This window comes from Pseudoprevotella muciniphila, assembly GCF_003265305.2.
In the GTDB taxonomy this organism is placed as follows: Bacteria; Bacteroidota; Bacteroidia; order Bacteroidales; family Bacteroidaceae; genus Alloprevotella; species Alloprevotella muciniphila.
In genome coordinates this window covers 1306438-1333332 of the sequence record NZ_CP033459.1, presented here as the reverse complement: position 1 = coordinate 1333332, position 26895 = coordinate 1306438, and the positions used below count along the sequence as shown (strand labels likewise).

The window sequence follows — 26895 nt, the reverse complement described above, 5'->3', positions numbered from 1 at the left end:
GTGATTCCGCTAATTGTCTTCTATATGCCAATTAGAGGAACCACCCCTTTTTCAAAACCTTTTTTCAGTATTATATGTGTTCTATCGCATGAGGAACTGGAAGCGCTCCGTGTTCTTCAGCGCAATGCCCGTGCCCTTTGCCACGCAGAGCAATGGGTCGTCTGCCACGATGAAGTTGATGCCTACCTTGTCCTTGAGGCGCTTGTCGAGACCTCGAAGCAGAGCACCGCCACCGGTGAGGTAGATGCCGTTGTTGTATATGTCGGCATAGAGTTCCGGTGGTGTGTTTTCAAGCGCACTGAGCACAGCGGCTTCGATTTTCGAAATGGATTTTTCCAGGCAGTGGGCTATCTCCTGATAACATACCGGCACCTCCATCGGGAGGGCTGTGATGCGGTTAGGACCATGCACGAGGTAGTCCTCAGGTGCGTTGGGACCGAGGTCGGTCAGGGCAGCACCAACATTGATCTTGATGCGCTCTGCCATACGCTCGCTGACCTTCACGTTATGCTGGCGGCTCATGTATTCCTGAATGTCGGTGGTGAAGTCGTCGCCAGCCATCTTGATACTGTTGTTCGATACGATGCCGCCGAGCGAAATTACTGCAATCTCCGTGGTGCCACCGCCAATGTCAACAATCATGTTGCCTTCAGGGGCTTCCACGTCGAGGCCAATACCTATCGCGGCAGCCATAGGCTCGTAGAGCAGGAAGATGTCGTGTCCGCCGGCATGTTCCGCAGAATCGCGTACAGCGCGCAGTTCCACTTCTGTTGAGCCGCTCGGTACGCCTATCACCATGCGCAGGCTCGGGGTGAAGAGGTGTTTGCCGTCATTAGCCATGCGGATGAGGCCGCGCATCATCTGTTCGCAGGCGTTGAAGTCGGCTATCACACCATCGCGCAACGGACGGACCACGCGAATTTTGCTGTTCGTCTTCTCATACATCAACTTGGCTTGTCCGCCAACGGACACCATCTTGTCGGTATGTACGTCAAGGGCTACTACCGATGGCTCGTTTACGGCAATCTTGCCGTCGCTGATGATGACGGTGTTCGCCGTGCCGAGGTCCATGGCGAGTTCTTGTGTGAACGAAAAGAGGTTGGAGAGGAAGCGGCTGTTCTTCAGGCTCTCAAACTTCTCAAATATCTTGAATGTGCTGAATTTTGCCATAATATCTTGATGGTAGAGTCTTTTTCTGTTTTTTGATTAACGTGTCTTATTTGCCGGAAAACCAGTTGTGGATGGCTGTGTCGTAATGGCTGCTCACACCAAAAGCCTTTGTGGCGAACTCGCGGCGTTGTTCCAGCGTGGTGGATGCGCCTTGTGCCTTCACAATCTCGAGCAATGGCTTATATTCGGCTTTGGAGGGAATGATGACTACATCGTTGAAGTTCTTTGCACCTGCGCGTATAAGGCTGATGCCGCCGATGTCGATTTTCTCAATAATGTCCGCCTCGCTCGCACCGCTTGCAACGGTCTGCTCGAAGGGGTAGAGGTCAACGATAACAAGATCTATGGCAGGAATGTCGTAACTCTCCATCTGTTCCACATCGCCTTCCAGTCCGCGCCGACCCAATATGCCACCGAATACCTTGGGGTGTAACGTCTTTACGCGGCCACCAAGAATGGAGGGGTAGCCCGTAACGTCCTCCACCTTGCGGCAGGGGAAACCCAGTGATTCAATGAACTGCTGTGTGCCACCGGTTGACAAAAATTCCACACCATCGGCGTGAAGAGCGCTCAGAAGGTCATCCAAACCGTCCTTGTGAAATACAGAAATAAGGGCTGTCTTGATTTTCTTTGTTTCGGCCATTAAAATATATCTTGTTTTGTTATAAAAATGTTCAGTTTGCAAAATTAACAAAATATGTTTAAACAATTCAGATACAAATCGTAAAAACATACTTAAAATTATTTAAAATTTTTACAATACTAAGAATTTATAAACACGAGTTGACGGAAATGCTTTTTTGAATGAACATTTTGCAAAGATCAAAAATAAAGGGAACAACATGTTCCTGCAATAAAACCGTTTCAGCGCGGGTGTCTGCGCCCTTCTTCATTTTCTTTGTTTCTGTAAGCGTTCATGGTGTTCACGGTGTTCACGCGTTCACGGTGTTCATTTCTCCATAGCGTGAACACGTGAACATGAACTTATATCATCAATTTACATATTCTTTAGACTATCCCTATAGAAGATATTTATTAACCGTACTCTATTGCCAAACGTGTTTTAATCTTTTCATCAAACACAGTACATCGCCGTTTTCTCCATCGGGTGCCTTTGAGATAATATCAAGAATAAAATAGTATCAAGTATAAATAATATCATATCAAGTTAATAACCTTGACGTGAGTTCAGTAGTTTCTTGCCCGCGAAGGACATGAAGGACGTGACGCTTGTTCTCCACGAATGGACATAAATTGCCCATAAATTATTCATAAAATTATATGTTTAATTCTTGCTGAGGCAAGCGAGCAAAGCTCGGTTACGTGATTAATTCGTGGTTTAATTTATGGATAATTTATGGAGGAAAAAATCTGTGTCATCCGCGAAATCAGTGGTTTTATTCTTGATATACTGCCTATTCACGTTTTTGTATTAGCATTTCTTTTCTTGATACTTATCAAAATAAATATATACTGATATCATTAAAATAATAAACTTGATGCTCGCAGAAATTTTCACCTTGATGATTTAACACCAAAATATTCACGTGTTCACGCTATGGAGAAATGAACATCGTGAACGCGTGAACACCGTGAATACCCATGAACACTGTGAACACCCGTGAACACCCTCGAACTGACTTGCCCTGAATATAGTTTACAATAAAGAGTTAACAAAAAACGGGACAAGTTTACATTTCAAAATTATTTATTTCATTTTACGTTATTTCCTAAAATGATAGTTCAAGATTAAATGAAGAACATAAAGGCCATATTGAATATGACCTTAATACTTAACTTTAGATTAGAAATTTTATATAAGGATACACTTTCACTAAGGAATATGAAATACCATGTATTAAAACAGTATCACTACTATTCATAATATAAAGTTTCATCTAGAGTTTGTTCCCTTGTTGTAATACTCATTATTGTTTCATGTAAAGAATAACAAATCTTTTTAAAGTAATTTCTATCTAAAGATGAAAGATTTTTACTCCCCCCCAATCGATTGAAATATTTAGAAATAAATCTTCCTCTATTTTCAAACGACAACATAACTTCAGGGTTTTCCTTTATATATTCCAAAATACCTATCATTGCTTCCTTATGGCGAATGATAGTAGATATTCCAAACGTATTAACTCTTAAGGTATAGTTGTTAAATAAAATTTCGGAAAGTTCATATCTATTATTTCGTTCTTCATCATATGTGCACTTTATACTCCACCATAATGATGCGGCAGCATTTCTTAACAAGCCATTTCCTCCCATAAACCAATGGTCTAATATATAACTTGATGTTGCAGTTTTTCGCAAAACATTTGGCCAGCGTTGTTGAGTATAATTAAACAAAGTAGTATGCGTCAAATATACCCAAAATGTTTCGCTAGAAGCTAAAAGTGGAGAAATTTCCTTATATGCTTCGTACAATGTGATAGCGGACTTGAAATCATCGTCATACGTTTCCAACATCTTTTCACCTATGTCAAAGTCTGGTTCATATACATTTGCCAGTCTTTTTACAAAGTGGTTGTCTATTTCAAAAGAATCTTTTGAGTACAGTTCAATCGCTTCGCCAGACTTTACTGCGTCGCGAAGCTTATTCTTATAACTTTCCTTAAAGGTTCGTTGAAGTTGCATATCTAGTCCTCTGGAGTTGATGTTAAAATTAAGTGGTTGAATAATCGATTATAAGGATCTTTAAGTAGACGTTGGGCTAAACTGGGAATTTTGGATACGTCTTCTAATTCATCGATTGAAAATCCATCCTCTGTCCTTAGTCTTGTGTCAATTGCTCTTGCCCACATCGTATTTTCATGATCATGTATATTTTGTAAAGCGTAGGTAAGAGCGTTCATTACAAGCGACGAATGGATGATTTCCATGGCTCCTTTAACTTTAGGATGACAATACAACTGATAATGTGATGTCGGAAGACAAATATCTATTTTGTCACCAGAAATATCGTAAAAGACTTCCGTATGTAGATTGCTTTCCTTAATTTGCATAAACGAACCTGCTGTTTGCAGTCTGTCAAACTTTATATCCGCGTCATAGTGGAATTGTGGGAAAGCTACTAATATGTCGCCTTCTTCCAGGTCAAAGGTGAAACCTAAATAGTCATCGTTAAAGCCCGAATTGGCGTACTGGCTTATCGGTGACTTGACAGAAACGAAACAATTAAATTCAAGGCGAGCGTTAATACTCCGTCTTGGTATAGTTATTGTGAACGAAGGCTCATCTGATTTTAGACAAATTCGTAGCATAGTTCTAGCACATGAATATTCGCAAGTGTATTCTGCCTTTTCCTCCTTTATCAAACGCTCTATATCTTCGTTTTGGAATTTGAGATTGATACTAAACGTATAATCCCTTAAATCTTGCTCCATTGATACAGAAACGCAATCGGTAGGCAGCAATGGTGAAATATCATCGCTTATGCCCAAAACTGGGTATGGAAGTGATATGTTATTTAGATTCATATGCATCAAGCTTTACGGCATGCTTCATGTTGTCAGCAAACCTTATCGTTAAAAGATTTTTTCCTTTTGAAATCGTAAGATTTGAAATTGTGTTATCGCGCACATCACCTTTGGAGCAATACTCAATGTTAATAACATCATCAGATTGTTCACCTCCTACCATCAAATCAATTCTACCTTTTTCAACTTCATATTCCGAATGAATGACTAATGTGTGAAAAACACGATCATTTATCTTTTGTGCAAAACTTCTATAAGTTACAGGTATTTCGTGGAGAACTTCACCATTCACACCTTTATCTTCTGATTTATAACGTCCATCAATGTTGCGTGTGCCTGTTCCACCTCCACCTTGATTTCTCCTCTTTCGAATGCCGTGACCAGATAAAACATTCCCATGTTCGTCACGTTGTATGTAGGCACTTGTATCTGATATCAGAACCTTTCCTAATTCTGTTTTTCCTTCAATTGGGGTATGGATAGGATCAGACAATTCTGTTGACATCGAATTTCCGTCATCACTTTCGTCTACTGGCTCCCCAGTTAAAGAGTCATTATCTAAGTCATCATCTTCAGTCGGTTCGGTAGGTATATATAGAAATTCTTCCAATCCTTGTATTTGTTGGACATTTTTCTCACGACCAGCAAATATTTCTTCAAGAACGTCTATAATAAATCTATCAACTTCTTCTATAGCATCTATTCCATCTTTAGCTTTTTTGCCGTCAATCTGCCAATTACCAGCAGCCCATTCATTGTGGGCAGGATTTTCAGTATTTCTTAAAATTTTATTACCGAATTTGTTATCGCAGAGAAAAAGTCCATATATTCCATTTGCACTTTGAGTCCTTCGAGCCTTAACAAGCATGTGTAGGCGCCGCATATATAGAATTTTATCCTGTGCTCCACGAACTTTCAAGCCATAGAACTTAACAAGACCAAGTTTGGGGTATGTCTTCTCTATATAAACATGATTTCTATCACATTCTTTATTATGAACCGCTTCCCAATATGGGCGAGGATTATATTGTCTTTCTCTCCTTTTTGTATCTTCTTTATCTGGGAAATACTCCTCCATGATAGTAGGAAGATTCTCTTTATTTATTATAGTATCTTCAACTTTAACTTCCAATTTTCCGAATTCGATAGCAAGCCAAAAATTGCGTAATACTGCTTCTATCATTTCTTTATATATCGCAGTTTTTTCGCCATTGGCTTCTTCCTTGTCCTTTGATAGTTTAAGTCCCATAATGAAAATGTCAGTCCCTGTTTCATCGCGCTTAAACTTTTCTGGAATATCATCGTATTTTGTTATAGGTTCTCCATCGTTATTGTCATAATATCCAACAGCAACATACTTCTTACCATCGTTCATAAATCGATGTGTACACAATGATGCTACCCCTTCAAAAAAATGTGTACCATATTGAGTTTTCGTTGAAACTAAAATAGTCCGCAATGGGGATATATAAAAATATGCTGCCTTGCCGAAACCAAATGAACCACCAGCTGAGCTGTCGTTTTTGGAAGAAACTCCTGCTGCTCTAACAAACGCATAAAAGGGTTCACTAGTATAATCAGATTGAGTTCTATTTTTGTAATTCATACCTTTTGTATTGAAGTCTGAAACCTTTATGTAATAAAGATTGTCAAACCTTTCCATACTAGTGAGATATTCAATCATGGGATTATACGTTTCCTTAGCATCATCGTTCGAAGGATAATGATCAATGCAACCCTGTATATGACCCTTTAATTCAAAAAACCTCTCATACTCGTTGGCTCTTATTCTGCCAATTTCAAAATTAACTTGTACTGGTTGATTATCATCTAGTGCTGCATCTAAAGAATTTTGAATAGACTCTCGAATAAGCGAAGCATAAGGTGTCTTTTTGAAGTTTCCATCCATAGGATTGTTTGGACCATCTTCACGACCTCCAGCCTGCTCTGCAAAATGCCAACAACAACTTTTTTCTAAATTAGCCATAAATATTAGAAATCAAGATTATTAAATTTTCTTTGCAAGGTTATGAATTATTTTGCAAACTTCACTTTGCAATGGGGGTTTTTCTGTTCACTAACAATTTTATTTCAAATTAGATATAATCCGATATCTTCCCATCTATATAAATATAGTTCCTTTGCCATATTGTATCAATTATGATACGGCAAAGGAACTATATTCTATGTTATCCTTGTATTTATAGGCTTTATTTCTCCACAAGTCGCCAAGTGCCTGGGAAGCATACTTTTTGCTCTGTGCCCCATGTGACACAGCCACTGCTGTTGGCATTGAGGAAGAGACCATCGTCACGCTGCATAAGGAGTGTGCCAGACACGTAATCGTACTGTGCTGCGGGCTCTGTTGGCTTAGAAATGGTAACAGGACCGATGACTACGTTGGGATCTTCTGCATTAGTGAATGTGAAGGTGTTTTTGTTAATCTTCTTGCAGTGCCAAAGTTCACTTTTTGTGTTTTGCGGTGTGTAGTGCAGGTGCAGTCCTTCGCCTGGTTTGGCATAGACAGTGGAACCAGCATATTTGGCAAGGTAGTATGTGGATGCCGAGATAATCGTGTAAGTGTTACCATTCTTGGGCATCGTGATGTCCTGCTTCTTGAATGTGTTGATGCCACTGATGGCTTTGTTGTGTGTGAGGTCTTCGGAAAGTGTTTGATATGCCTTAATGGAAGGATAGCCCACAGCATTGGGTTTGCCATCTCTCTGAAGTATTATGCCCTCATCTAAAGCCTTTTCGGCATCGGTCTTGGGAGTTGGCTCAAAATAGTGTTTTGCGTAGGTATAACCTAAGGCACCGAGTATTTCGTCATGGCTTTGGAGACGGGTGTAGAAATTGTTCCAATTCTTTTTCTTGGCTGGTAGCCATGCTGTTTCTGCAAGCGCGAGAAGGCGTGGCAGCATTTGATATTCCGCCTGTTCGTTGTTTTTGCACGATTCTGTCCAGAGATTGACCTGTGTACCGAGACAGTGCTGCTCGTTGCCCTGCATCTGCGAAACGGGGTTGAGGTTGTAGATGTGTTCTACGGTGTTCACGTCTTTGGGGCCATAGCCACCCTGATACACTTCGTTGATGTCTGCCTTGTCGGCTTCCACCTGTATGAGGTCGAGGTAGTTGTGGTAGTTGGGTACGCTGATGCACTTGAAACCACGGCGTCCTGCCTCGTTGGTGTATTTGAGTCCTCGCCAGCACATGATGACGGGGCGTATCTTGTTGTCGTCATTCCAATGGGCGAGGAGTTCGTCCCATACTACGAGGTCTTTATTGTATTCTTCCTTAAGGTAAGTGCCGAGTTCTTCTACGAGCCACGATTGCAGTTCTTCCACACCTTTCAGCCCTTGTTCCTTCACGCGATTGAGCGCCAGGGGGTTTGTTTTCCATTCATCGGTGGGACATTCGTCGCCTCCAAGGTGGATGTACTTATAGGGGAATACTTCTGCCACGTGGCCAAGTACGCATTTCAGGAAATCGATGACGCGGTCGTCGCCCACGTTGAGCACTTCTTTCGACACGCCCTGATGCACGCGCACCTTAACTTGGCGGTCGGGGTTGCAGCCCAGTTCGGGATAACTTGCCACGGCTGCCACCATGTGTCCCGGGAGGTCGATTTCGGGTATGATTTCAATGCCGAGCGACTGAGCGTATTTCACCACTTCTTTCAGGTCTTTGAGGGTGTAGTAGCAACCTTCTCCGTAGGGTGTGTCGTCGTAGAAGAAAGGTTTGCTGCCCTTATTGGTCAGTGATGAATCTCGAACAGCACCGATTTTTGTCAGTTTGGGATATTCGGGAATTTCGATGCGCCAGCCCTGGTCGTCGGTGAGGTGCCAGTGGAAGCGGTTGAGTTTATAGTATGCCATGATGTCGAGCAGTTTCTTGACTTCTTCCTTGCTGAAGAAGTGGCGGCTCACATCGAGCATAAAGCCGCGGTGCTCAAACTGCGGGTAGTCGTAGATTTCGAGTGTGGGCAGTGTTTTGTCGGTGCTGGTCTGCACGAGTTGCTGAAGTGTGTTAAAGGCATACAGCAATCCGTTGGGAGTTCCGTAGGTGATGGTGATGCCTTCGGTGGTGATGTTCAGGCGATAGCCTTCTTCCGGCAGCGTTTTGTCGTTGACCATGCGCACATTTCCGCTGTTCCCCTGTGCCGACAGTGCGATGGAAATGTCTTTCTTCAGGTGCTTGTCGATGGGTAGTTTCCCGCCTGTCATTTTGATTTCCTGCGGATAGGGGATGAGCGCTGGTTGTTGTTGGGCTTGCAATGTCATGCCGCAGAGCAGCAGACAGATAGAGATGAGGATCTTTTTCATATTATCGTTTGTTTTTTCGTTATGCGTTTTCACTGATGGTGTCTTCCTGCTGTTGAGAAGGATGTTCTTTATGGTCTTTCTTGTATATCATGATGTTGCGCGTGTAGGTGATGAATCCCACCGACTGCCCGAGTATAAGTACGGGGTCGAGTCGGAATATGCCGTAACTTACTATTATGAAGCACCCTACAAGACTGATAATCCAAAACCCGATAGGCAGGATGGACTGGTGGCGGCGATAGGAATAGTACCATTGGTAGATGAACCGTATGGTGAAGATGATTTGCCCTGCCGAACCATAGACGAGTAGCCAGAACGGCACACTGTCGTTGTTGAAGAAGTCGTTGAAGAACTGCCCAGCATCGCTCAGCATAAGTGCTACTGCCGCTACTGGCAGCGAGGCGAGCATGATGCGGAAGGCGAGGGGTATTTTGCGCCAAATGTCCTTAACGTCAAGGTTCCAGATGTAGATATAGTAGGAAATGAGTTGCCCGAGTATGATGGCAAAATCGTGGCGGCAGTAGCCGTAGATGAAGAGCAGTGCCGAACCTATCAGGCTGCACGACCAGAACCAGTTGGGCGAAACCACTTTCTTCTGCCGCTCCGACATGATCCACTGTATGAGCATACGGGCGGAGAAGAATCCCTGTGCAAGGAACCCTATGGCATAGACGGCAAGTGATGAGGTCTGTACGGTCATTTCTCTACACTTTGTTCATCAATGGTATAGCGGATGTAGCGTTTCTTCATCCAGCGGTAGGCAAAGCAGTCCTTGAAAGGTCCTGCAAGCCTGTTCCAGAGGTGGTATTTCGACACACCGGCAGTGCGCGGATAGTGGCGGACGGGCAGTTCCTTCATCTTGCCGCCTTCGAGGAGCATGAGGGCGGGCAGGAAGCGGTGCATACCGTCGAAGAACGGCAATTTCTTCGCCACTTCGGTGCGCATCACTTTCAGCGGGCAACCGGTGTCGGTGGCAGTGTCGCCTGTCATCATTCTTCTAAACCCGTTGGCAAACTTTGACTGGAAATTTTTGAAGAAGGAATCTTTCCGGTTGGCACGAATGCCTGTAACGAGTTCATAATCAGTGCGGAATGGTAGTAGTTCGTTGAAGTCTTCCGGGTCGGTCTGCAGGTCGGAGTCAATGTAGCCGATGTATGTGCTTTCCGCAGCATCAATGCCGGCTTTCATGGCTGTGCTCAGTCCGTGATTTTCCGAACTGCTGATATAGAAGAAATCTGGCTGTCGTTCGCAAATTTCCTTAATCTTCTCAAGACTGCTGTCCTTTGAGCCGTCGTTCACGAGCAACACACAGGCTTTTGCTTCTGCATGGGGCAGGAAACAGGCGAGTTTCTCTTCCACGTTGGCGAGATTGTCTTCTTCATTATATACGGGTACGATGATGGTGAATTCGTAGTTTCTGGTCTGTTGCATAGGAATATGTCGTTGTCTTTATTGTTGTGTGCTTGCTTCTTGTCCTGTATGCTTATTGGTCAGCAATGTCAGGTGGTAGATGAGGTTTTTGGTATAGTGTTTGTCTTTCTTGTTGTGGTGGTTCTCGTCGAATTGTCCGAGATAGGTGGTGTCTGCGTATTGCCAATAGTCAGCGGGAAGTTCTTCGCCAATACGTTCCCGAGTGAGCACGGCGCATGGTAGCATGGCTTGTATGTTTGTTGTGTCGTTGAAACTGATTTCCTTTATTTTCCGTCCTGACGAATACACGAATTCTATGCGAAGACCGTTTTTCTTGTCGCAATAGAAGGGAATGTTGTCCAACTGCTTCATGCTTCTCGTTTCGGATATGCTGCGATAGTTTTCGCCACCAAACATCTTCGCTATGGCAGGCAATGCGGCAATGCAAACAACAGCCCACAGTCCAGCCACGATGACTACTGCCCGATAAACCCATTTTATGCCACGCTCTTTCCAGTGGAGCACCAGAAACGACATAGCGAGACAACAGGAGGGAAGTATGGGCAGCAGATAGCGGTACTTCTTCTCGGGGAAGAGCGAGAGTAGCAGGAGCGTAACGAGCACCCATGTGATGGCGAAAAGATACTCACGTTTGAGGCGGATACGTTTCTTCCAATAAGGTATGACGAGCGCAAGGAGCATCAGAGGTGTGGCAGCACCTACTTCTGTGAAGAACCGCCAATAGTACCATATCGGGCGGACATTGTGCCCTGTCCATGCCCCAGTCTCTTTTTCTACCACTTGCTGCGTCACTTCAGGATGGAGCAAATGCAGATAAATGTACCACCAGGAACTCATCACCACACAAATGGCAATGGCAACTGTGATGGGTAGCCATTTGCCTTTCGTGTGCGGTCTGAAGTAGCAAAAGAGACAGATGAGATAGGGTAGGAGCAGGGCATAGAAAGCAATGGGTCCTTTGCTCAGGAATGACAACCCCATCAGTCCGCCAGCGGCAAGTAAATCTGCCCAGTGGCTCACATCTTCTTCAGAACTTATGTCATCATCTTTCTTGCAAGGCACAAAGGCTCTGTGCAGGAAATAGATGGCACCCATCATGAATGAGTGGCAATAGATGTCCCACGTTGCTGTGCGCCCCAGCATAATAAGGTTGTAGCACGACAACAATAGTAACGACGCTATGAAGGCGTACGTGTTACTCTTTGTCAGTCGCCTTGCGAAAAGAAAGAAGAATACCACCAGCAGCGTTGCAGCCAGGGCGGGTATGGTGCGTTGTGCTGCGAGGTTTTCGCCAAAAACTGTCTCTGTTGCCGCCGCAATCCATGTGGGCAAAGGTGGTTTTTCTAAACGCAGTTCGCCGTTCATCGTAGGCACCAACCAATTACCATCGGTTGCCATCTCATGGGCGGTCACCAAGTTGCGGCATTCCATGATGTCGGGCTGCAAAGCCGTGATATTAGCGAAGAACACGGCGCAGCAGAGCGCAAGCAGTAAGGCAAATCTTCTCAAATCTTGGAATTTTTGGCAAAAATACGTTTTTTTTTCTTTTAGGACAAAGAGAGAAATCTATATACTTAGTAAGACATATAAATCCTAAAATTCACCACTATTTTTCTTGGTTGCTCAATATATTGATAGTTCCTTCTTTTGGCATTTCATCTGGTAAATCAGGAATGAAAAGTAAGATGTGGCATCAGGTGGCTCGTCACGCCCTCCACGCAGTTGCCGCCGCAGAAGTAGATACCTGACAGCGAACCTGCAATTTCACTATGCTGATAGCCGCATGACGCACAGTGAATACCAAGCACATTGTCGATAGTTGGACCCACGAAACACGAAAAAACTCTCTCACGTGAAATACTCTTCTAAAAAGGAGTTACTTTCTCTGATTTTATGTTTATCTTTGCCTGTCATTGAAGATTTTTGCTTGCCTTGATTTGCAGCACTGAAGTAAGTGAAAGAATCTGACATGGCAAGATCCTGAGTAGCTTTTGTAGCTCCTCAGGAACTTATAAAGTTAGTTAAACTAAAGTGCTGTGGAATTTAGGTAAATTAGAAATGCATCTTGTTGAATCTCTTCGCTATAATTTTAACAAATTTCTTAGAAGATATAAAAATTCAAGAATATGGGCAAAATATGGCGACGCAACGCGTTATCATTTTTCAGATGACTCTCAAATTGTAATTGGAGATTATACATATGGCGTACCAACTATTTATAGATATGACAAACAAGTTAAATTATTTATAGGCAAATACTGCTCTATTGCTAAAGGAGTTGAAATACTTCTTGGTGGGTGTCATCATACGGACTGGTGTTCCACTTATCCATTTTATAGTAAGAATACTAAGTTTTTTTCAAATGCCAAAGGGTATAAGGATTGCGAATGTAACGATACTGTTATTGGTAATGATGTTTGGATTGGCAAGAATGCTCTTATATTAGGAGGAGTGAACATTGGAAATGGAGTTGTTATTGGTGCTGGTAGTGTTGTTAGCAAAGATATTCCCCCTTATGCCATTGCGGTAGGTAATCCAATAAAAATAATTAGGTATCGTTTTCCTAAAGAGACTATAGAATTGTTAGAACAGATAAAGTGGTGGGATTGGGATGTAGAAACAATCAACAAAGAACTTCCAAATATATTAAATCCTAATTTTTCAGATTATCTAAAAAACTACTTAAAATAAATTAGGAATAATTGAAAAATAATGTTTACCTTTGCAGTCGCAAGAGTGTGAGGGGCTGAAAAGTTCCTCTTTTCTTTTACAAAAAATCCTGTCGTAGCGAGAGCGAGGCAGAGAAGATAGATCCACAAATTTTCAGAATGATTGAAAAAAAAGTAGTAGAAAGTCTGGTGGCCAAATGGCTGGAAGGTAAAGACTATTTTCTGACGGACCTTTCCGTCAGTGCAGACAACCGCATTGTAGTGGAAATAGACCATCAAGATGGGGTTTGGATAGACGATTGCGTAGAACTCAGCAAATCCATCGAGGCAGGACTTGACCGCGAGACGGAGGACTTTGAACTCGAAGTGGGCAGTGCCGGCATAGGTCAACCATTCAAGGTACGCCGACAGTACGAGATTCATATCGGCGACTCAGTGGAAGTCCTTACGCGTGAAGGAAAAAAACTTCAAGGCGAACTCAAGGAAGCCGGCGACGAAGGTTTCGTTATTGGTGTTATGGAGAAAGTGAAGAACGAAGGTGATAAGCGGCCGCATATTGAGGAGCGTGAGTACACTTTCGCATACGACGACGTGAAGAGTGTGAAATACGTCATCGACTTCAAATAAAAAAGACGTCAGAGGAACAGACGTGAGCAGTTCAATGAAGCAGTAGCATAAGAGGCTCTGCTTCGTCGGCATTATACTACATTATGTTTGCGCCACAAAGCGAAGAAAAAACTAAAAAATAAATATAAATGGCTAAGAAAAAAGTTGAAACCGCAAGCCTTATTGATACGTTTGCGGAATTCAAGGAGAACAAAAACATTGACCGTACAACAATGGTCGGTGTGCTCGAAGAAAGTTTCCGAAGCGTCATAGCAAAAATCTTCGGTTCGGACGAAAACTTCGACGTGATTGTGAACCCCGACAAGGGCGACTTTGAAATCTACCGCAACCGAGAGGTCGTGGAAGATGGTGAAGTGGAGGACGAAAACAAGCAAATCGCCCTGAGCGAAGCGCTGAAGATAGAGGACGACTATGAAGTGGGAGAGGACGTGAGCGAAAAAATAGATTTCGCAAGTTTCGGACGCAGGGCAATACTCACGCTTCGCCAAACACTTGCCAGCAAAATCCTCGAACTCGAACACGATGCCTTATATAATAAGTATCGTGACCGTGTGGGCGAAATTGTTTCAGGCGAAGTTTACCAGACATGGAAGAATGAGACCCTGCTCATGGACGACGAGGAAAACGAACTCCTCCTGCCCAAGAGCCAGCAGATACCGAGAGATTTCTTCAAGAAAGGAGAAACGGTTCGCGCCATAGTGGACCGTGTGGATAACGCCAATGGAAATCCTAAAATCTATCTGAGCAGAACGTCGGAAGTGTTCCTGCAGAGACTCCTCGAACTTGAAATACCTGAGATAGCAGACGGACTCATCACCGTGCGCCGTATAGCACGCATACCGGGTGAGCGCGCCAAGATTGCGGTTGAGAGTTACGACGACAGAGTTGACCCGGTAGGAGCATGTGTAGGTATGAAAGGAAGCAGAATACGTGGTATAGTGCATGAACTGTGCAACGAAAGCATAGATGTCATCAACTATACTGCCAACATACAACTCTTCATACAACGCGCCCTTTCGCCCGCACAGGTAAGTTATATGGAGATTGACGAAGAAAACCACAGGGCTGATGTTTACATGGCTGCCGACCAGGTATCGATGGCCATCGGAAAGAGCGGATTGAACATCAAACTCGCTTCAAAACTGACGGGCTACACCATCGACGTGTTCAGGGAGAACTACGACGAGGAAATGAACGATGACGTATATCTCGACGAATTTGCAGACGAAATAGATTCTTGGGTCATTGATGCAGTCAAGGCGCTCGGACTCGACACAGGAAAGCAAGTGCTCAAGGCCGACAGACAATTCCTTATCGACAAGGCCGACCTTGAGGAGGATACCGTTGATGAACTCATCAGAGTAATAAAGGCGGAATTCGAAAAAGATTAACAGAGCATAAATCAGCCCCACAAGGTGTGGGCGCTGCTGCATGAGGAAAGGAGAGCACTGTGCAGCCAGTAGAGAAAGAATAACTCTCCCCTCAAAAAACAAATCCATTGAGATTAAACACAACGAATGAGTATAAGACTTAATAAAGTAATCAAAGAATTCAATGTCGGACTGCAAACTGTGGTTGACGCATTGGCGAGCAAAGGCATAGAGGTTAAGTCATCGCCTTCCGAGAAAATTACGGAAGAGCAATACGAAATGCTTAAGACGATGTTCGGTGCCGATAAAAACCTGAGAAATGCTGCGGAGCAACTCTTGCAGAGCAGACAGAAAGAGAAGAAAACGGAAAAACCTGCACCGGAACCAGTGGAGGAAATAGCAACAGAAGTGCCGGAGGAGAAAAAGCCACAACTCAAAATCATGGGGCAGATAGATCTCGGCGAGAAGAAAAAACAGAAGGAAAAGCCCAAACCTGAGCCCAAACCTGAGCCCAAACCTGAGCCCGTGGCAGAGCAAGTTCCTGAAGTACCTGTTGCCGTTCCAACGGAAGATACTCCCATTGAGGATCCTGTGAAATCCGTTGAGGAGCCCGTGCAACCTGTAGCAGAAGAGCCTGCGGCAAAAGAGCCTGCGGCAAAAGAGCCTGCGGCAGAAGTGCCTGCAGCGAAGGAAGAACCTTTGGCGAAAGCAGAAGTACCCGCAGAGGAAGCCCCGTCGGTTGATGATACCAAAAAGCAGGAAGAGCCGCAGGAAGAGAAAAAAGCAGAAAGCGATGTGTTCCGCTTCTCAAAAGCACCTGAACTCCAAGGTCCAAAGGTGCTTGGTACAATAGACCTTTCTTCCATCAATGAGCAGATGCGGCCGAAGAAGAAGTCGAAGGAAGAACTGCGCAAGGAACGCGAGAAGAAACGTCAGGGCTCAGGCGAGAAGAAGAAGCGCAACCGCATCAATGGCGCAAAGGTGGACGTGAATGCCGCTGCAAAACAGGCTGAGGCTAACGACCGTAACCGCAAGCAAGCGCAACAGCAGCAGAGCCAGAACGAGAGCAAGCGCAGCAAGAAGAAAAACCGCAACCAGCAACCGCTCAAGCAAGAAGTGAGCGATGAAGATGTGGCTAAGCAAGTGCGCGAAACGCTCGCACGTCTCACCAGCAAAGGAAAGAATGCCAAGGGAGCCAAGTATCGTCGCGAAAAACGTGAAATGGTGCGTCAGCAGCAGGAAGAGCAGATGCGCGACGAAATGGCTGAAAGCAAGATTATCAAGTTGACAGAGTTTGTTACTGCAAACGAGTTGGCTACCATGATGAATGTGCCGGTTATACAGGTTATTTCCACATGTATGAGCATAGGCATCATGGTAAGTATCAACCAACGCCTTGATGCAGAAACCATCGACCTCGTGGCTGATGAGTTTGGATTCAAAACGGAATATACCAGTGCTGAAGTGTCGGAGGCTGTGGCAGAAGAAGAGGACAGCGAGGAAGACCTGGTGGAACGCGCACCTATCGTTACTGTGATGGGACACGTGGACCATGGTAAGACTTCGCTTCTCGACCATATCCGCAATGCCAACGTCATAGCAGGTGAGGCAGGCGGCATCACGCAGCATATTGGCGCCTACAATGTGCGGCTCAAAAATGGCAGACACATCACATTCCTCGACACTCCGGGGCATGAAGCGTTTACCGCTATGCGTGCACGCGGTGCACAGGTAACGGACATCGCCATCATCATCATCGCTGCCGATGACGACATCATGCCGCAGACCAAGGAGGCAATATCCCATGCCGTGGCTGCAAATGTGCCAATAGTGTTTGCTATCAACAAGATAGACAAACCTGGTGCCAACCCTGACAAAATCAAGGAAGGACTTGCACAGATGAATTTCCTCGTCGAGGAATGGGGAGGCAAATATCAGAGCCAGGATATCAGTGCCAAGAAGGGCGACGGTGTCTTTGAGTTGCTCGAGAAGGTGCTCCTCGAGGCAGATATGCTCGAACTCAAGGCGAACCCCAACCGCAACGCGGCAGGTACGGTCATCGAGAGTTCGCTCGACAAGGGACGTGGTTATGTGGCTACTGTTCTCGTTTCGAACGGTACACTCCGTCAAGGCGACATTATTCTTGCTGGTACCAACTATGGTAGAGTGAAGGCGCTCTTCAACGAGCGTGGACAGCGCATCAAGGAGGTGGGACCGTCGCAGGCGGCTACGGTGCTCGGACTTAACGGCGCTCCACAGGCAGGTGATCAACTCCACTCGATGAATACAGAGCAAGAGGCTCGCGAGATTGCCACCAAGCGCGAACAACTCGCACGCGAACAAGGCTTGCGCACCACACGACGCAGAGGACTCGACGACATCGCGCACGAAATTGCCGTAGGTGGTGTGCAGGAACTCAACCTGCTCGTCAAGGGCGATGTGGACGGTTCTGTAGAGGCGCTCAGCGATTCGTTCATCAAACTCTCTACAGAGAAAATCGTGGTCAATGTCATTCATAAGGGTGTGGGACAGATTTCCGAGAACGATGTTACGCTCGCTGCCGCTTCCAAGGCTGTTATCATCGGTTTCCAGGTACGTCCTTCTGCCAATGCAAGGAAACTGGCAGATCAGGAAGGTGTGGAAATACGCCAGTACAGCATCATCTATGATGCAATTGAGGAAATCAAAGGCACCATGGAAGGTATGCTCAAGCCTATCATCAAGGAAGAGGTTACAGCAATGGTGGAAGTGCGTCAGGTGTATCGTATCTCGAAAGTGGGACTTGTGGCTGGTTGCTACGTAGTGGACGGCAAAGTGTCGCGCACGGACAAGGCACGCCTCATACGCGATGGTATCGTGGTCTTCACAGGCAGCCTCATGGCACTCAAACGTTTCAAGGACGACGTGAAGGAGGTAAATACCAACTTCGAGTGCGGTATCAGTCTGCAAAATTGCAACGATATCAAGGAAGGCGACACCATCGAAACATTCAAGGAAATAGAGGTAAAACAGAAATTGTAAAACCTTCGCTCCCCAAACAGATTCAGGGCGAAGAGAGGGCGGCTACGGACAATGCGTCTCTCTTTGCCTTTTTTATCTAAAGGAGCAAAAACAGAACATTCCGTAATGTATATCGACATATTTATCGGCGTAGTGCTTCTCTGGGCAGTCTTCAACGGCTGGCGACAGGGACTGTTGCGCGAAATCGTCTCTGCAGGAGGCTGGATAGCGGGCATAGTGTTGGCAATCTTGTGCTATAAGTTCCTGATGCCCTACCTTTCGGTGGATGGCAGCAAACTTAATATAGGTACCAGCATCGTGGCGTTTCTCATACTATGCATCATTATACCTATCGTGCTGGGACAGGTGGCTGTGGTGGCAACCAAAACGCTGAAGGTGCTGCATCTCGGATGGGCAAACAGTCTGGCAGGAGCCGCTGTGAGCGTACTGAAATTCGGTGTGCTGCTGAGTTTCGCATTCAACGTGATGACGCTGCCGCAGATCAATCTCTTGCCCGAGGACAAAACTGCTGATTCAAGACTTTTCAGCCCCACAGTATCTCTGCTTTCCATGGCGAAGGACTTTATAACAGACGAAGTGGCAGGGGGAAAGAAAAAGCACCCCTACGACGACCAACTACGCCCCGGCAGCCGAAGAATGAACGACAGCACCATCATTGTGGATCTGAATGCCAAGCCGCAACCTAAGAAAGGAAGCAAAGCGGAAAAAAAGTAAAAATTCAACGTTCTGAAGTTATCGGAGTTATCGAAGTTAACGAAGTTAATGACGATACTTTGGACTGATAAATAACGAAAGAATAATACATCAACATTAGGTAACGTCGTTAACTTCGAGCGAAGCGATAACTTCAATAACTTCGATAACTTCATACTTTGAACGACTCACACTTATGAGCGAAAACAAGCATACTGACAATCAAGAACTTCGGGAATACGCGAATAAACAATATGAGTACGGCTTCACCACCGATGTGGAGACCGACATCATAGAGAAAGGTCTCAACGAGGACATCATTCGTCAGATTTCGACACGAAAGGAGGAGCCGGAATGGCTTCTGGAGTTCAGGTTGAAGGCTTTCCGGTATTGGCAGACACTCGAACAGCCCGACTGGGCACACGTCAACCTGCCCAAAATAGACTATCAGGCGATTTCTTACTATGCAGACCCCACGAAGAAGAAGGAAGGCAAGAAAGAACTCGACCCGGAGTTGGCAAAGACTTTTGAAAAACTCGGCATACCGCTCGAAGAACGCCTTGCATTAGGAGGCGTGGCTGTGGATGCTGTGATGGACAGTGTCAGTGTGAAGACCACGTTCAAGGAGAAACTGCAGGAAAAGGGCATTATCTTCTCTTCCATCAGCGAGGCAGTGCGCGAAAACCCGGAATTGGTAAAGAAATACCTCGGCTCTGTGGTGCCCTATCGCGACAACTATTTTGCAGCACTTAATAGTGCCGTCTTTTCTGATGGCTCATTCGTGTTTGTGCCAAAAGGCGTGCGATGTCCCATGGAACTGAGCACATATTTCCGCATCAATGCCCGCAATACAGGGCAGTTCGAACGTACACTCATCGTGTGCGACGATGGTGGTTATGTCAGTTACCTTGAAGGCTGCACCGCACCCATGCGCGATGAAAACCAACTGCATGCTGCCATTGTGGAAATCGTGGTGAACAAGGACGCTGAGGTGAAGTACAGCACAGTGCAGAACTGGTATCCTGGCGACAGCGAAGGAAAGGGTGGGGTATATAACCTCGTTACCAAGCGCGGACAACTAAGGGGCGCCAATTCCAAACTCTCCTGGACACAGGTAGAGACAGGCTCTGCCATCACGTGGAAATACCCCTCGTGTGTACTTATGGGCGAAGGTGCACAGGCTGAGTTCTACAGTGTGGCAGTAACCAACCACCATCAAGAGGCAGATACAGGCACCAAGATGATACACCTCGCACCAAACACACGCTCCACTATTATCTCAAAGGGTATTTCTGCGGGGTATAGCCAAAACAGTTATCGTGGACTTGTTCACATGGGCAAGAAAGCCGCAGGAGCAAGGAACTACAGTTCGTGCGACAGCCTGCTGCTTAGCAACACAAGCGGAGCGCATACCTTCCCCTACATCGACTGCGGCAACCCTGACGCCATAGTGGAACACGAAGCAACGACATCGAAAATCAGTGAAGACCAACTGCTTTACTGCACACAGCGGGGCATACCAGTAGAGGATGCCGTGGCGCTCATCGTGGGAGGCTACGCCAAGGAGGTCATCAACAAACTGCCCATGGAGTTTGCCGTGGAAGCCACAAAACTGCTCAGCGTGTCGCTCGAAGGCAGTGTGGGATAATAACTATCAGTGTTCGGTAAAAACGGGCTGAAGACCCAATAACTCATAGCCCAGAGCAACGCTCTGGGAAATCAGGTCAGCGAACATGCGCCCTGAAAGGATAAAACCATTGATATAGTGTGTTATGTAGCTTACAGGACGTGCTACACCACACCTATTCACACAAGGCGTTGCCTTGGGCTGTGGGCTTATCGGACTTTCAGCCCGAAAGTAAGCCCATAAAACAGTAAACTCTGCTCTAAATCTTTATTATTGTGTTGTATCATATTTGTCATGGTTTCTCCTTCGTTTTGTTGATTTCATCATAGAGTGCCAGTCCCTTTACTGTCAGCAAGTATTTCTGACGTGGATGACGGGGAGAGTCAGGAAAAAGCAAACGAATAAATCCATCATAGATGGCAGGGCTGAGGTAAAGGTTCAAAACATTTTTCCTGTCCTTTAGTTCAAGACCTTCCATAATTTCCTTTACTGAAAGTTCACGTTCTCCTACTACTTGCAAAAGTCTTATAATATAAGGATTGCTTGTATGCAACTTGTCCTGTACTTGTGGGGTACTTGTGGGGTACTTGCGGGGTACTTGTGGGGTACTTGTGGGGCTGCCGAGATTGGGTTGCACGCTCCATTCCTCCGTAGGATGGATATGTAGGTATCTGTTGCGCAAGTCCCACTGTTCACCCAGCAGCAGGTTACGGAAAAATCGCTCCAGATATATAGGACTGTAGTCAATGCCTTTCACTGCACTCTTATAGTTTGCCCTCACCAAAGCATTACGGAAATACCAGGAATGCTTGGCAAACGCATTATTATCCACGCTAAATCCCAAGGAGCGAAGGTACTGAATGGCGAAAACGGCAGTGGTTCGGGTGTTCCCTTCGCCAAAGGCGTGAATCTGCCATATTCCCGACACAAAACGAGTAACATGGGCAATAAGTTCATCTGACGAAAGTCCTTTATAACTGAAACTTCGTTCCTGTTCGATGTCGTAGTCTATAGCCCTGCGCAAATCCTCCCAGTTCAAATAATGTACTGTGTCATACTCCAGCACCCACTCCTTCTTGGTGATATTGTAATCGCGTATGCGTCCGGCATGTTTGAATACACCTTCAAAAATTCTGCGATGCAGAGAAACGTATCCTTTCGTGCTAAAGTCCAGTGTGTCGGCAGAGAGAATCTTGGTGATGTTGGCAGACACTTGATCTGCCTCCTGCTTATCATCATCGTCAGGCTCGCGCTGTGTTTTAGAAATATAGTATGTCTTTACCAGTTCGCGTGCCTCGTCTATGGTAATCTCACCTTCAATGTTTCGACGGGCGGTCTGCTGTAGATATTCGGAAGTCTTCAGTCCATCTACAGCCTGCAAGCCTATAGCCACACGCCAGGCGTCTGCACGTTCACGTTGCGCAGGCTCGCCCTGACGAATATATTCGTCGAAATTCAAGAATTCTTCTTTCTTCAGATGTTTTTTTGCCATAAACAGGACTAATACTTATTGAATACGTTTGTGCAATCTTTGGTTAATCGTTCCACTGTTTTCTTATAGAACGTCCCTGTAATACTGATTTAGGAATAAGTTGCAAGTACGTTACAAAATTGCATAAAAAAATTGTAATCGAGTTATGAATCTGCGTTTTTCTTCGTCTCGCCTATGGTATCTGTGATGTTTTTCAAAAAAGAATTCGCAAAAAAGGTGAGCACCTTTATGACGGGTGTTCACCTCTATGCTTAATTAAGTTTCGCTGACTCAGCGCGTGCCTCTTACTTGCGCTTTGTCTTTACTTCAGTGCCGTAAACTGCCAAGTCGCCGAGTTCTTCTTCGATGCGGAGAAGTTGGTTGTACTTAGCCAGACGGTCGGTGCGGCTCATAGAACCGGTCTTGATCTGACCGCTGTTTGTGGCAACTGCGATGTCTGCGATAGTGGTGTCTTCTGTTTCACCAGAGCGGTGTGATGTTACGCTGGTGAAGCCTGCGCGGTGAGCCATCTCGATAGCATCGAGAGTCTCGGTGAGAGAACCGATTTGGTTAACCTTGATCAGGATAGAGTTACCACACTTTTCCTTGATACCGCGACGGAGATATTCCACGTTGGTTACGAAGAGGTCGTCGCCTACGAGTTGGCAGCGATCGCCAACGGCTGCAGTAAGTTCTGCCCATCCTGCCCAGTCTTCTTCAGACATACCGTCTTCGATGGAATCGATGGGGTATTTCTCGATGAGGTGTTCGAGGAACTTGATCTGACCCTTCACGTCGAGTTTCTCGCCGTTTGGATCTTTCTGCGCACCATTCTTGAGTTGCTTGTAGTCGTAGTAGAAAGCGTCGCCTTCCTTCACGCAGAATTCGCTTGCAGCGCAGTCCATAGCAATGGTTACGTCCTTTCCGGGTTCGTAGCCAGCGTCCTTGATGGCTTGCATGATGCTGTCGAGTGCGTCTTCGATGCCGTCGAACTTAGGAGCGAAACCACCTTCGTCGCCTACTGCTGTGGAGAGACCACGTTTCTTGAGCAGTTTAGCCAATGCGTGGAACACTTCAGCACCCATACGAATACCTTCCTTGAATGTAGGTGCGCCAACGGGGCGAATCATGAATTCCTGGAATGCAATAGGAGCATCGGAGTGTGCACCACCGTTGATGATGTTCATCATCGGAACTGGAAGGGTGTAGGTATTAGTACCGCCGATGTAGCGATAGAGGGGCATGCCAAGGCTCTTTGAGGCAGCCTGTGCTACTGCAAGGCTCACACCGAGGATGGCATTTGCACCGAGGTTTGACTTAGTCTTTGTGCCGTCGAGAGCAAGCATCTTGTGGTCGATGCCGCGCTGGTCGTAAACGCAATGACCGATAAGAGCGGGAGCGATGACTTTGTTAACATTGTCAACAGCCTTCTGTACGCCCTTGCCGAGGTAGCGACCCTTGTCGCCGTCGCGAAGTTCAAGTGCTTCGTTTTCACCTGTAGATGCACCAGAGGGTACAGCAGCGCGACCGAGCACGCCGTTTGCCAAGATTACATCTACTTCTACTGTAGGATTGCCTCTCGAATCGAGAATCTCACGTCCTTTAATTGCTTTAATTTCCATTGGTCTAAAATGTTTTAGTGTGTTGCAACCGCAAATTTAGTTAAAAAAACAATTCAATACGTGGTTTTTAGCGAAAATATACATTTTTTGCGGTAATATAAGGTCTTCAATATTTTATTTGTAACTACTACATACTTAAGGAATACTTTTTTACTATCTTCGTAGTCGGAAAGAGTATGGTGTGCCGCCAACTTTACAACCTTTTAACATGAAAATCCGGAAATACCATGGCAAAAATACCTTTGAAACACTATCTGTGGCTGATTGACAAACTAAGCAAACGCCCCATGAAGTTCGCAGAACTCAGAGAAAGTTTTGAACGCTCCTCGCTCTATGAGTCGAACCATCCGCTCCAGGTGCGTACGCTTTACAACTGGCGGGCAAAAATCGATGAACTCTTCGGCATACAAATCAAGTATGACAACGACGCGTATCAACTGAAGAACTACGATTCGCTCGATTACAAATCGCCTCAGCGTTGGTTGATACAGTCGCTCGCTGTCAGCGATGTGGTGGAACGCAAACGGCATGTGCAGAGCCGTATATTGTTGGAAAACATCCCTTCGGGCGACACTTTCCTAACCGACATCATCGGGGCGATGGAGGATGGGAGGGTGGTCAGGCTGACTTACCGCAGATTCAGCGATGAGATCGACAATACGCCAATAGAGGTGGAACCCTACTGTGTGAAGGTGTGCAATCGCCGTTGGTACGTTCTCTGTCACAATCCCAAGGAAAAGGTCTCTAATTCTGCACCTGCAGAATTCAGGCAGTATGGTAGCCTTAAAGTCTATGCCTTGGACCGCATACATCATCTGGAACTGACAGATAAGACCTTTGTATTTCCAGAAGAATTTTCACCGGAAGAGTTTTTTGCCGCGCACTTTGGCATCTGTATAGGCTATGATGTGCCTTTGCAGCGTGTACTGGTCCGTTTCGATGGCGAGCAGCGAGACTATCTGCGTACACTGCCTTTGCACTCCTCGCAGAAAGAACTGCAGGTTTATGATGATTATAGCGTATTTGAATTCTTCTTGCATCCTACCATAGATTTCGTTCGCGCCATCCTTTCGTTCGGGGCTGAAGCCGAGGTACTCGAGCCTGCTGAGTTGCGTCAACTCATGGCTACCGAAGCAGAAATCATGGACGACTTCTATCATTCAGAAAAAAAATAACCTAAAATTTTCTACTCGGAATTATTTTTGCCGACACGACTTGTAACTTTGCATTATTAAAAAAAGTGAAATGACATGGAAGCAATAGTAATCAGTCCCTCGACAATAGAGAAGAAAGCCGAAGTGGAGCGTCTCCGTCAGGAATTTCTCACGCTTTACACCGAGAAGGACCGTCTGCTGAATGAAGACCGCGACGACCTCTATGTCAGGTATGTCAATCTTATAGGCAAGGACAAGTATGAGAATTTCCTGCTCTCTGTAGAAGTGCGGGCACTGAAGATGAAAGTGGAGATGGCGCAGGCGGCATTGAACCGTGACGAACGTCCTAACATGATTGTCATACAGATGGAAGTGGACGCGCGCCTTCAGGATTATTACAAACAAATCAATGAACAGGCAGAAGCCATCAGGTTGGCGGAGGAGGCACGGCTTATCAACAAATATGACGCTGCCGAGATGCAGCAACTTTTCCGTGTGCTTGTCAAGCGTCTGCACCCCGACCTCCACCCCGACTTGTCTGAGAAAATGAAAGACCTGTTCATACAGGGACAGACCGCCTACAGAACCCACAACCTCACACTGCTGCGCAACATCATCATGCGACTCGACCTCGAAGACGATGCGGAAGATGTGCTCCTGCGGGAAGAAACCATCGATGAGGTTATCAAACGCCTGAAAGAGCAGATAGACGACATGAAGCAATGCATAGAAGAACTCCATGCTGCGTTCCCGCTCAATATGAGGCAGCAACTGCTCAACCCAGCCTGGGTCCACGAACAAAAAGAGGAACTGAAAAAAGAGCGTGAGGAACTGGAGCAACAGAAACAGATGTACACCGAACGACTAAATCTGCTTACAGTATAATGAACGAATTAGCAAAAATCAGCCCTTCGTTGCTGGCACTTATTGATGAAAGAAAGGACGAAAGACCGCCTTTGGCAAGAGAGGTGTTCCTCGTGGAAACTGTGCTTAGAGACACCTCTTACAACAGGACGGAGTCCGTCTTCTACATGCTTAAAGAAGGGACAGAAGTAGAGATGCGTGCTGTGCCCGATAGCGACAGGGGACCGTTGGCAGTGGAGGTGGTATGGAACGACACTTCGCTTGGTTGGCTACCGGAAGGGCAGGACGGCATCTTCTCCGCCCTGCTGGCGGCGGGCAAACGCTTTGTATGCAGGATAAGCAGGGCGAAACAATATAATGAATTCCTTACAGAGCGCCCCATGGCAAAAATAACTGTTAAGATTTCTATGTTAGAATAAATGAAACTCTGATATACAAAGGTTATGGCAACTGTAATATTAAAATGGAATCCGAATTTTTCTTCGTATTCGATGTTCAATTATCTTTATGATATTGTCAATCTCAACTTTGGCGAGGAAGTGGAAAACAACTGGAGTGTGTGGGACTACGACAAGATAGCCATTGGCGACCGCTATTATATGGTAAAACTCGGTGTGGGTGCTACGGGCATAATAGGCACAGGTTTTATTGATTCCTCCCCTATGAAAGGTGAAGATTGGAGTGGTAAAGGACGAAAAATATACTACGTAAACTATGAGCCTACGATGATGCTAAACCCTGATGCTCTACCCATACTCTCCACAACCACCCTGGCTTCGAGGATACCCGGCTTTGAATGGGATTACGGACACTCAGGCTTGGTGCTCGACCAAGCCGATGGCGAACTGCTGAACAAGCTGTGGGAAGCCTTCGTGGAGGAACATAGGGCAGAGTTTGAGAAAAAGGCAACGTGCGGACGTTACGAGAACGACTACATCTATTGGCTTCGTAAATAACGACTATGGAAGGACAAATCATACCTATCAGCGAATCGCTCCTCGCGCTCCTTGGAGGAAGTAGTGGGGGAGTTACACCTTTCACGAGGGAGATATTCCTGCTCGACATCGTTGTGGCAGGCACCACATATTGCACCAATATGGAAGAACTTGCACCACTAATAACAACGGGCACCGTCCTCCGCATGCTCCGCGACCCCAAGAACGAGCACGACGAAATGGCAATAGGCATCTATCTCGACAAGGAACGCATCGGCTGGGTACCCATGGAACTCAACCTCATCATCTCCCGCCTCATGGACGCAGGAAAAGCCTTCGTCTGCAGAGTAACAGAAACAAAATGGATTAACAAATGGTTCCGCATCAAGGCTAAAATCTCTATGATTGAGTAGCGGGTGATGGAATAAGAAAAA

The 26895-nt window shown here is 45.8% G+C and carries 22 protein-coding genes and 1 pseudogene; 11 read left to right on the top strand and 12 right to left on the bottom strand.

Translation table 11 applies throughout. The annotated features are described in order from the left end of the window. Positions 1 to 81: 81 nt before the first annotated feature. From C7Y71_RS05415 to C7Y71_RS11810, 10 genes and pseudogenes are all read right to left on the bottom strand, one after another. On the bottom strand, positions 82 to 1170 hold the full coding sequence (locus tag C7Y71_RS05415; protein ID WP_111897369.1) for a rod shape-determining protein: 1089 nt from the start codon (positions 1168 to 1170) through the stop codon (positions 82 to 84). Between the two features lie 46 nt (positions 1171 to 1216). Further along, entirely contained in the window at positions 1217 to 1813 is a 597-nt protein-coding gene (locus tag C7Y71_RS05410; RefSeq protein WP_111897368.1) for an IMP cyclohydrolase, read from the bottom strand. Between the two features lie 1232 nt (positions 1814 to 3045). Continuing rightward, positions 3046 to 3813 carry a DUF6339 family protein gene (locus tag C7Y71_RS05405; protein WP_111897367.1) on the bottom strand — a complete coding sequence of 256 codons (768 nt, stop codon included), beginning with the start codon at positions 3811 to 3813 and terminating at the stop codon, positions 3046 to 3048. A 2-nt stretch (positions 3814 to 3815) separates the two neighbouring features. Continuing rightward, positions 3816 to 4655 (bottom strand): hypothetical protein, encoded by an 840-nt coding sequence (locus C7Y71_RS05400; RefSeq protein ID WP_146739317.1) that lies wholly within the window; start codon positions 4653 to 4655, stop codon positions 3816 to 3818. Next, the gene (locus C7Y71_RS05395; RefSeq protein ID WP_111897365.1) at positions 4642 to 6642 is read right to left on the bottom strand and encodes a hypothetical protein; all 2001 of its coding nucleotides are present in this window, start codon (positions 6640 to 6642) and stop codon (positions 4642 to 4644) included. Before C7Y71_RS05395 ends, C7Y71_RS05400 begins: the two co-directional genes overlap by 14 nt. 223 nt (positions 6643 to 6865) lie before the next feature. Beyond that, positions 6866 to 8977 (bottom strand): beta-N-acetylhexosaminidase, encoded by a 2112-nt coding sequence (locus tag C7Y71_RS05390; protein ID WP_146739316.1) that lies wholly within the window; start codon positions 8975 to 8977, stop codon positions 6866 to 6868. A 19-nt stretch (positions 8978 to 8996) separates the two neighbouring features. Next, positions 8997 to 9677, bottom strand: a complete 681-nt coding sequence (locus C7Y71_RS05385) for a lipid-A-disaccharide synthase N-terminal domain-containing protein (RefSeq protein WP_111897363.1) — start codon at positions 9675 to 9677, stop codon at positions 8997 to 8999. Then, positions 9674 to 10408, bottom strand: coding sequence for a glycosyltransferase family 2 protein (locus C7Y71_RS05380; RefSeq protein ID WP_111897362.1), 735 nt, complete (start codon positions 10406 to 10408; stop codon positions 9674 to 9676). Before C7Y71_RS05380 ends, C7Y71_RS05385 begins: the two co-directional genes overlap by 4 nt. Positions 10409 to 10426: 18 nt before the next feature. Beyond that, positions 10427 to 11917, bottom strand: a complete 1491-nt coding sequence (locus C7Y71_RS05375) for an ArnT family glycosyltransferase (protein WP_146739315.1) — start codon at positions 11915 to 11917, stop codon at positions 10427 to 10429. A gap of 164 nt (positions 11918 to 12081) precedes the next feature. After that, positions 12082 to 12231, bottom strand: a pseudogene (locus C7Y71_RS11810) (IS1380 family transposase); the annotation flags it as partial. A gap of 208 nt (positions 12232 to 12439) precedes the next feature. On the opposite strand from C7Y71_RS11810, the gene C7Y71_RS05370 reads away from it, so the two are divergent. From C7Y71_RS05370 to sufB, 6 genes are all read left to right on the top strand, one after another. Then, positions 12440 to 13099: a CatB-related O-acetyltransferase gene (locus C7Y71_RS05370; protein ID WP_226943577.1), complete on the top strand. Its 660-nt coding sequence runs from the start codon at positions 12440 to 12442 to the stop codon at positions 13097 to 13099. Between the two features lie 137 nt (positions 13100 to 13236). Further along, positions 13237 to 13704, top strand: coding sequence for a ribosome assembly cofactor RimP (rimP, locus tag C7Y71_RS05365; RefSeq protein WP_111897358.1), 468 nt, complete (start codon positions 13237 to 13239; stop codon positions 13702 to 13704). Positions 13705 to 13832: 128 nt separating this feature from the next. After that, the gene (gene nusA, locus C7Y71_RS05360) at positions 13833 to 15095 is read left to right on the top strand and encodes a transcription termination factor NusA (RefSeq protein WP_111897357.1); all 1263 of its coding nucleotides are present in this window, start codon (positions 13833 to 13835) and stop codon (positions 15093 to 15095) included. 126 nt (positions 15096 to 15221) lie between these two features. Beyond that, entirely contained in the window at positions 15222 to 18095 is a 2874-nt protein-coding gene (gene infB, locus C7Y71_RS05355) for a translation initiation factor IF-2 (protein ID WP_111897356.1), read from the top strand. Positions 18096 to 18200: 105 nt separating this feature from the next. After that, complete coding sequence (locus C7Y71_RS05350; RefSeq protein WP_193215976.1) at positions 18201 to 18809, top strand: CvpA family protein; 609 nt, start codon at positions 18201 to 18203, stop codon at positions 18807 to 18809. Positions 18810 to 18984: 175 nt separating this feature from the next. Then, positions 18985 to 20436 carry a Fe-S cluster assembly protein SufB gene (gene sufB / locus C7Y71_RS05345; protein ID WP_111897354.1) on the top strand — a complete coding sequence of 484 codons (1452 nt, stop codon included), beginning with the start codon at positions 18985 to 18987 and terminating at the stop codon, positions 20434 to 20436. Positions 20437 to 20707: 271 nt separating this feature from the next. Here the strand turns inward: sufB and C7Y71_RS05340 are convergent, their stop codons facing one another. Then, positions 20708 to 21907 (bottom strand): Fic family protein, encoded by a 1200-nt coding sequence (locus tag C7Y71_RS05340; protein WP_111897353.1) that lies wholly within the window; start codon positions 21905 to 21907, stop codon positions 20708 to 20710. Positions 21908 to 22191: 284 nt separating this feature from the next. Further along, positions 22192 to 23508, bottom strand: coding sequence for a phosphopyruvate hydratase (eno, locus tag C7Y71_RS05335; RefSeq protein ID WP_111897352.1), 1317 nt, complete (start codon positions 23506 to 23508; stop codon positions 22192 to 22194). A 227-nt stretch (positions 23509 to 23735) separates the two neighbouring features. Here eno and C7Y71_RS05330 point away from each other — a divergent pair, with 227 nt between their 5' ends. The 5 genes from C7Y71_RS05330 to C7Y71_RS05310 all read left to right on the top strand — a co-directional run bounded on the left by C7Y71_RS05330 (position 23736) and on the right by C7Y71_RS05310 (position 26874). Continuing rightward, complete coding sequence (locus C7Y71_RS05330) at positions 23736 to 24683, top strand: helix-turn-helix transcriptional regulator (RefSeq protein WP_111897351.1); 948 nt, start codon at positions 23736 to 23738, stop codon at positions 24681 to 24683. Between the two features lie 75 nt (positions 24684 to 24758). Further along, a complete protein-coding gene (locus C7Y71_RS05325) occupies positions 24759 to 25547 on the top strand; it encodes a J domain-containing protein (RefSeq protein ID WP_111897350.1) in 789 nt (262 codons plus the stop codon). After that, positions 25547 to 25945, top strand: coding sequence for a hypothetical protein (locus C7Y71_RS05320; RefSeq protein WP_111897349.1), 399 nt, complete (start codon positions 25547 to 25549; stop codon positions 25943 to 25945). The genes C7Y71_RS05325 and C7Y71_RS05320 overlap by 1 nt, the downstream gene beginning before the upstream one ends. 24 nt (positions 25946 to 25969) lie before the next feature. Next, positions 25970 to 26482 carry a nickel-dependent lactate racemase family protein gene (locus tag C7Y71_RS05315; RefSeq protein WP_146739314.1) on the top strand — a complete coding sequence of 171 codons (513 nt, stop codon included), beginning with the start codon at positions 25970 to 25972 and terminating at the stop codon, positions 26480 to 26482. A gap of 5 nt (positions 26483 to 26487) precedes the next feature. Then, positions 26488 to 26874 carry an HIRAN domain-containing protein gene (locus tag C7Y71_RS05310; protein ID WP_111897347.1) on the top strand — a complete coding sequence of 129 codons (387 nt, stop codon included), beginning with the start codon at positions 26488 to 26490 and terminating at the stop codon, positions 26872 to 26874. The last annotated feature ends 21 nt before the right edge of the window (positions 26875 to 26895 follow it).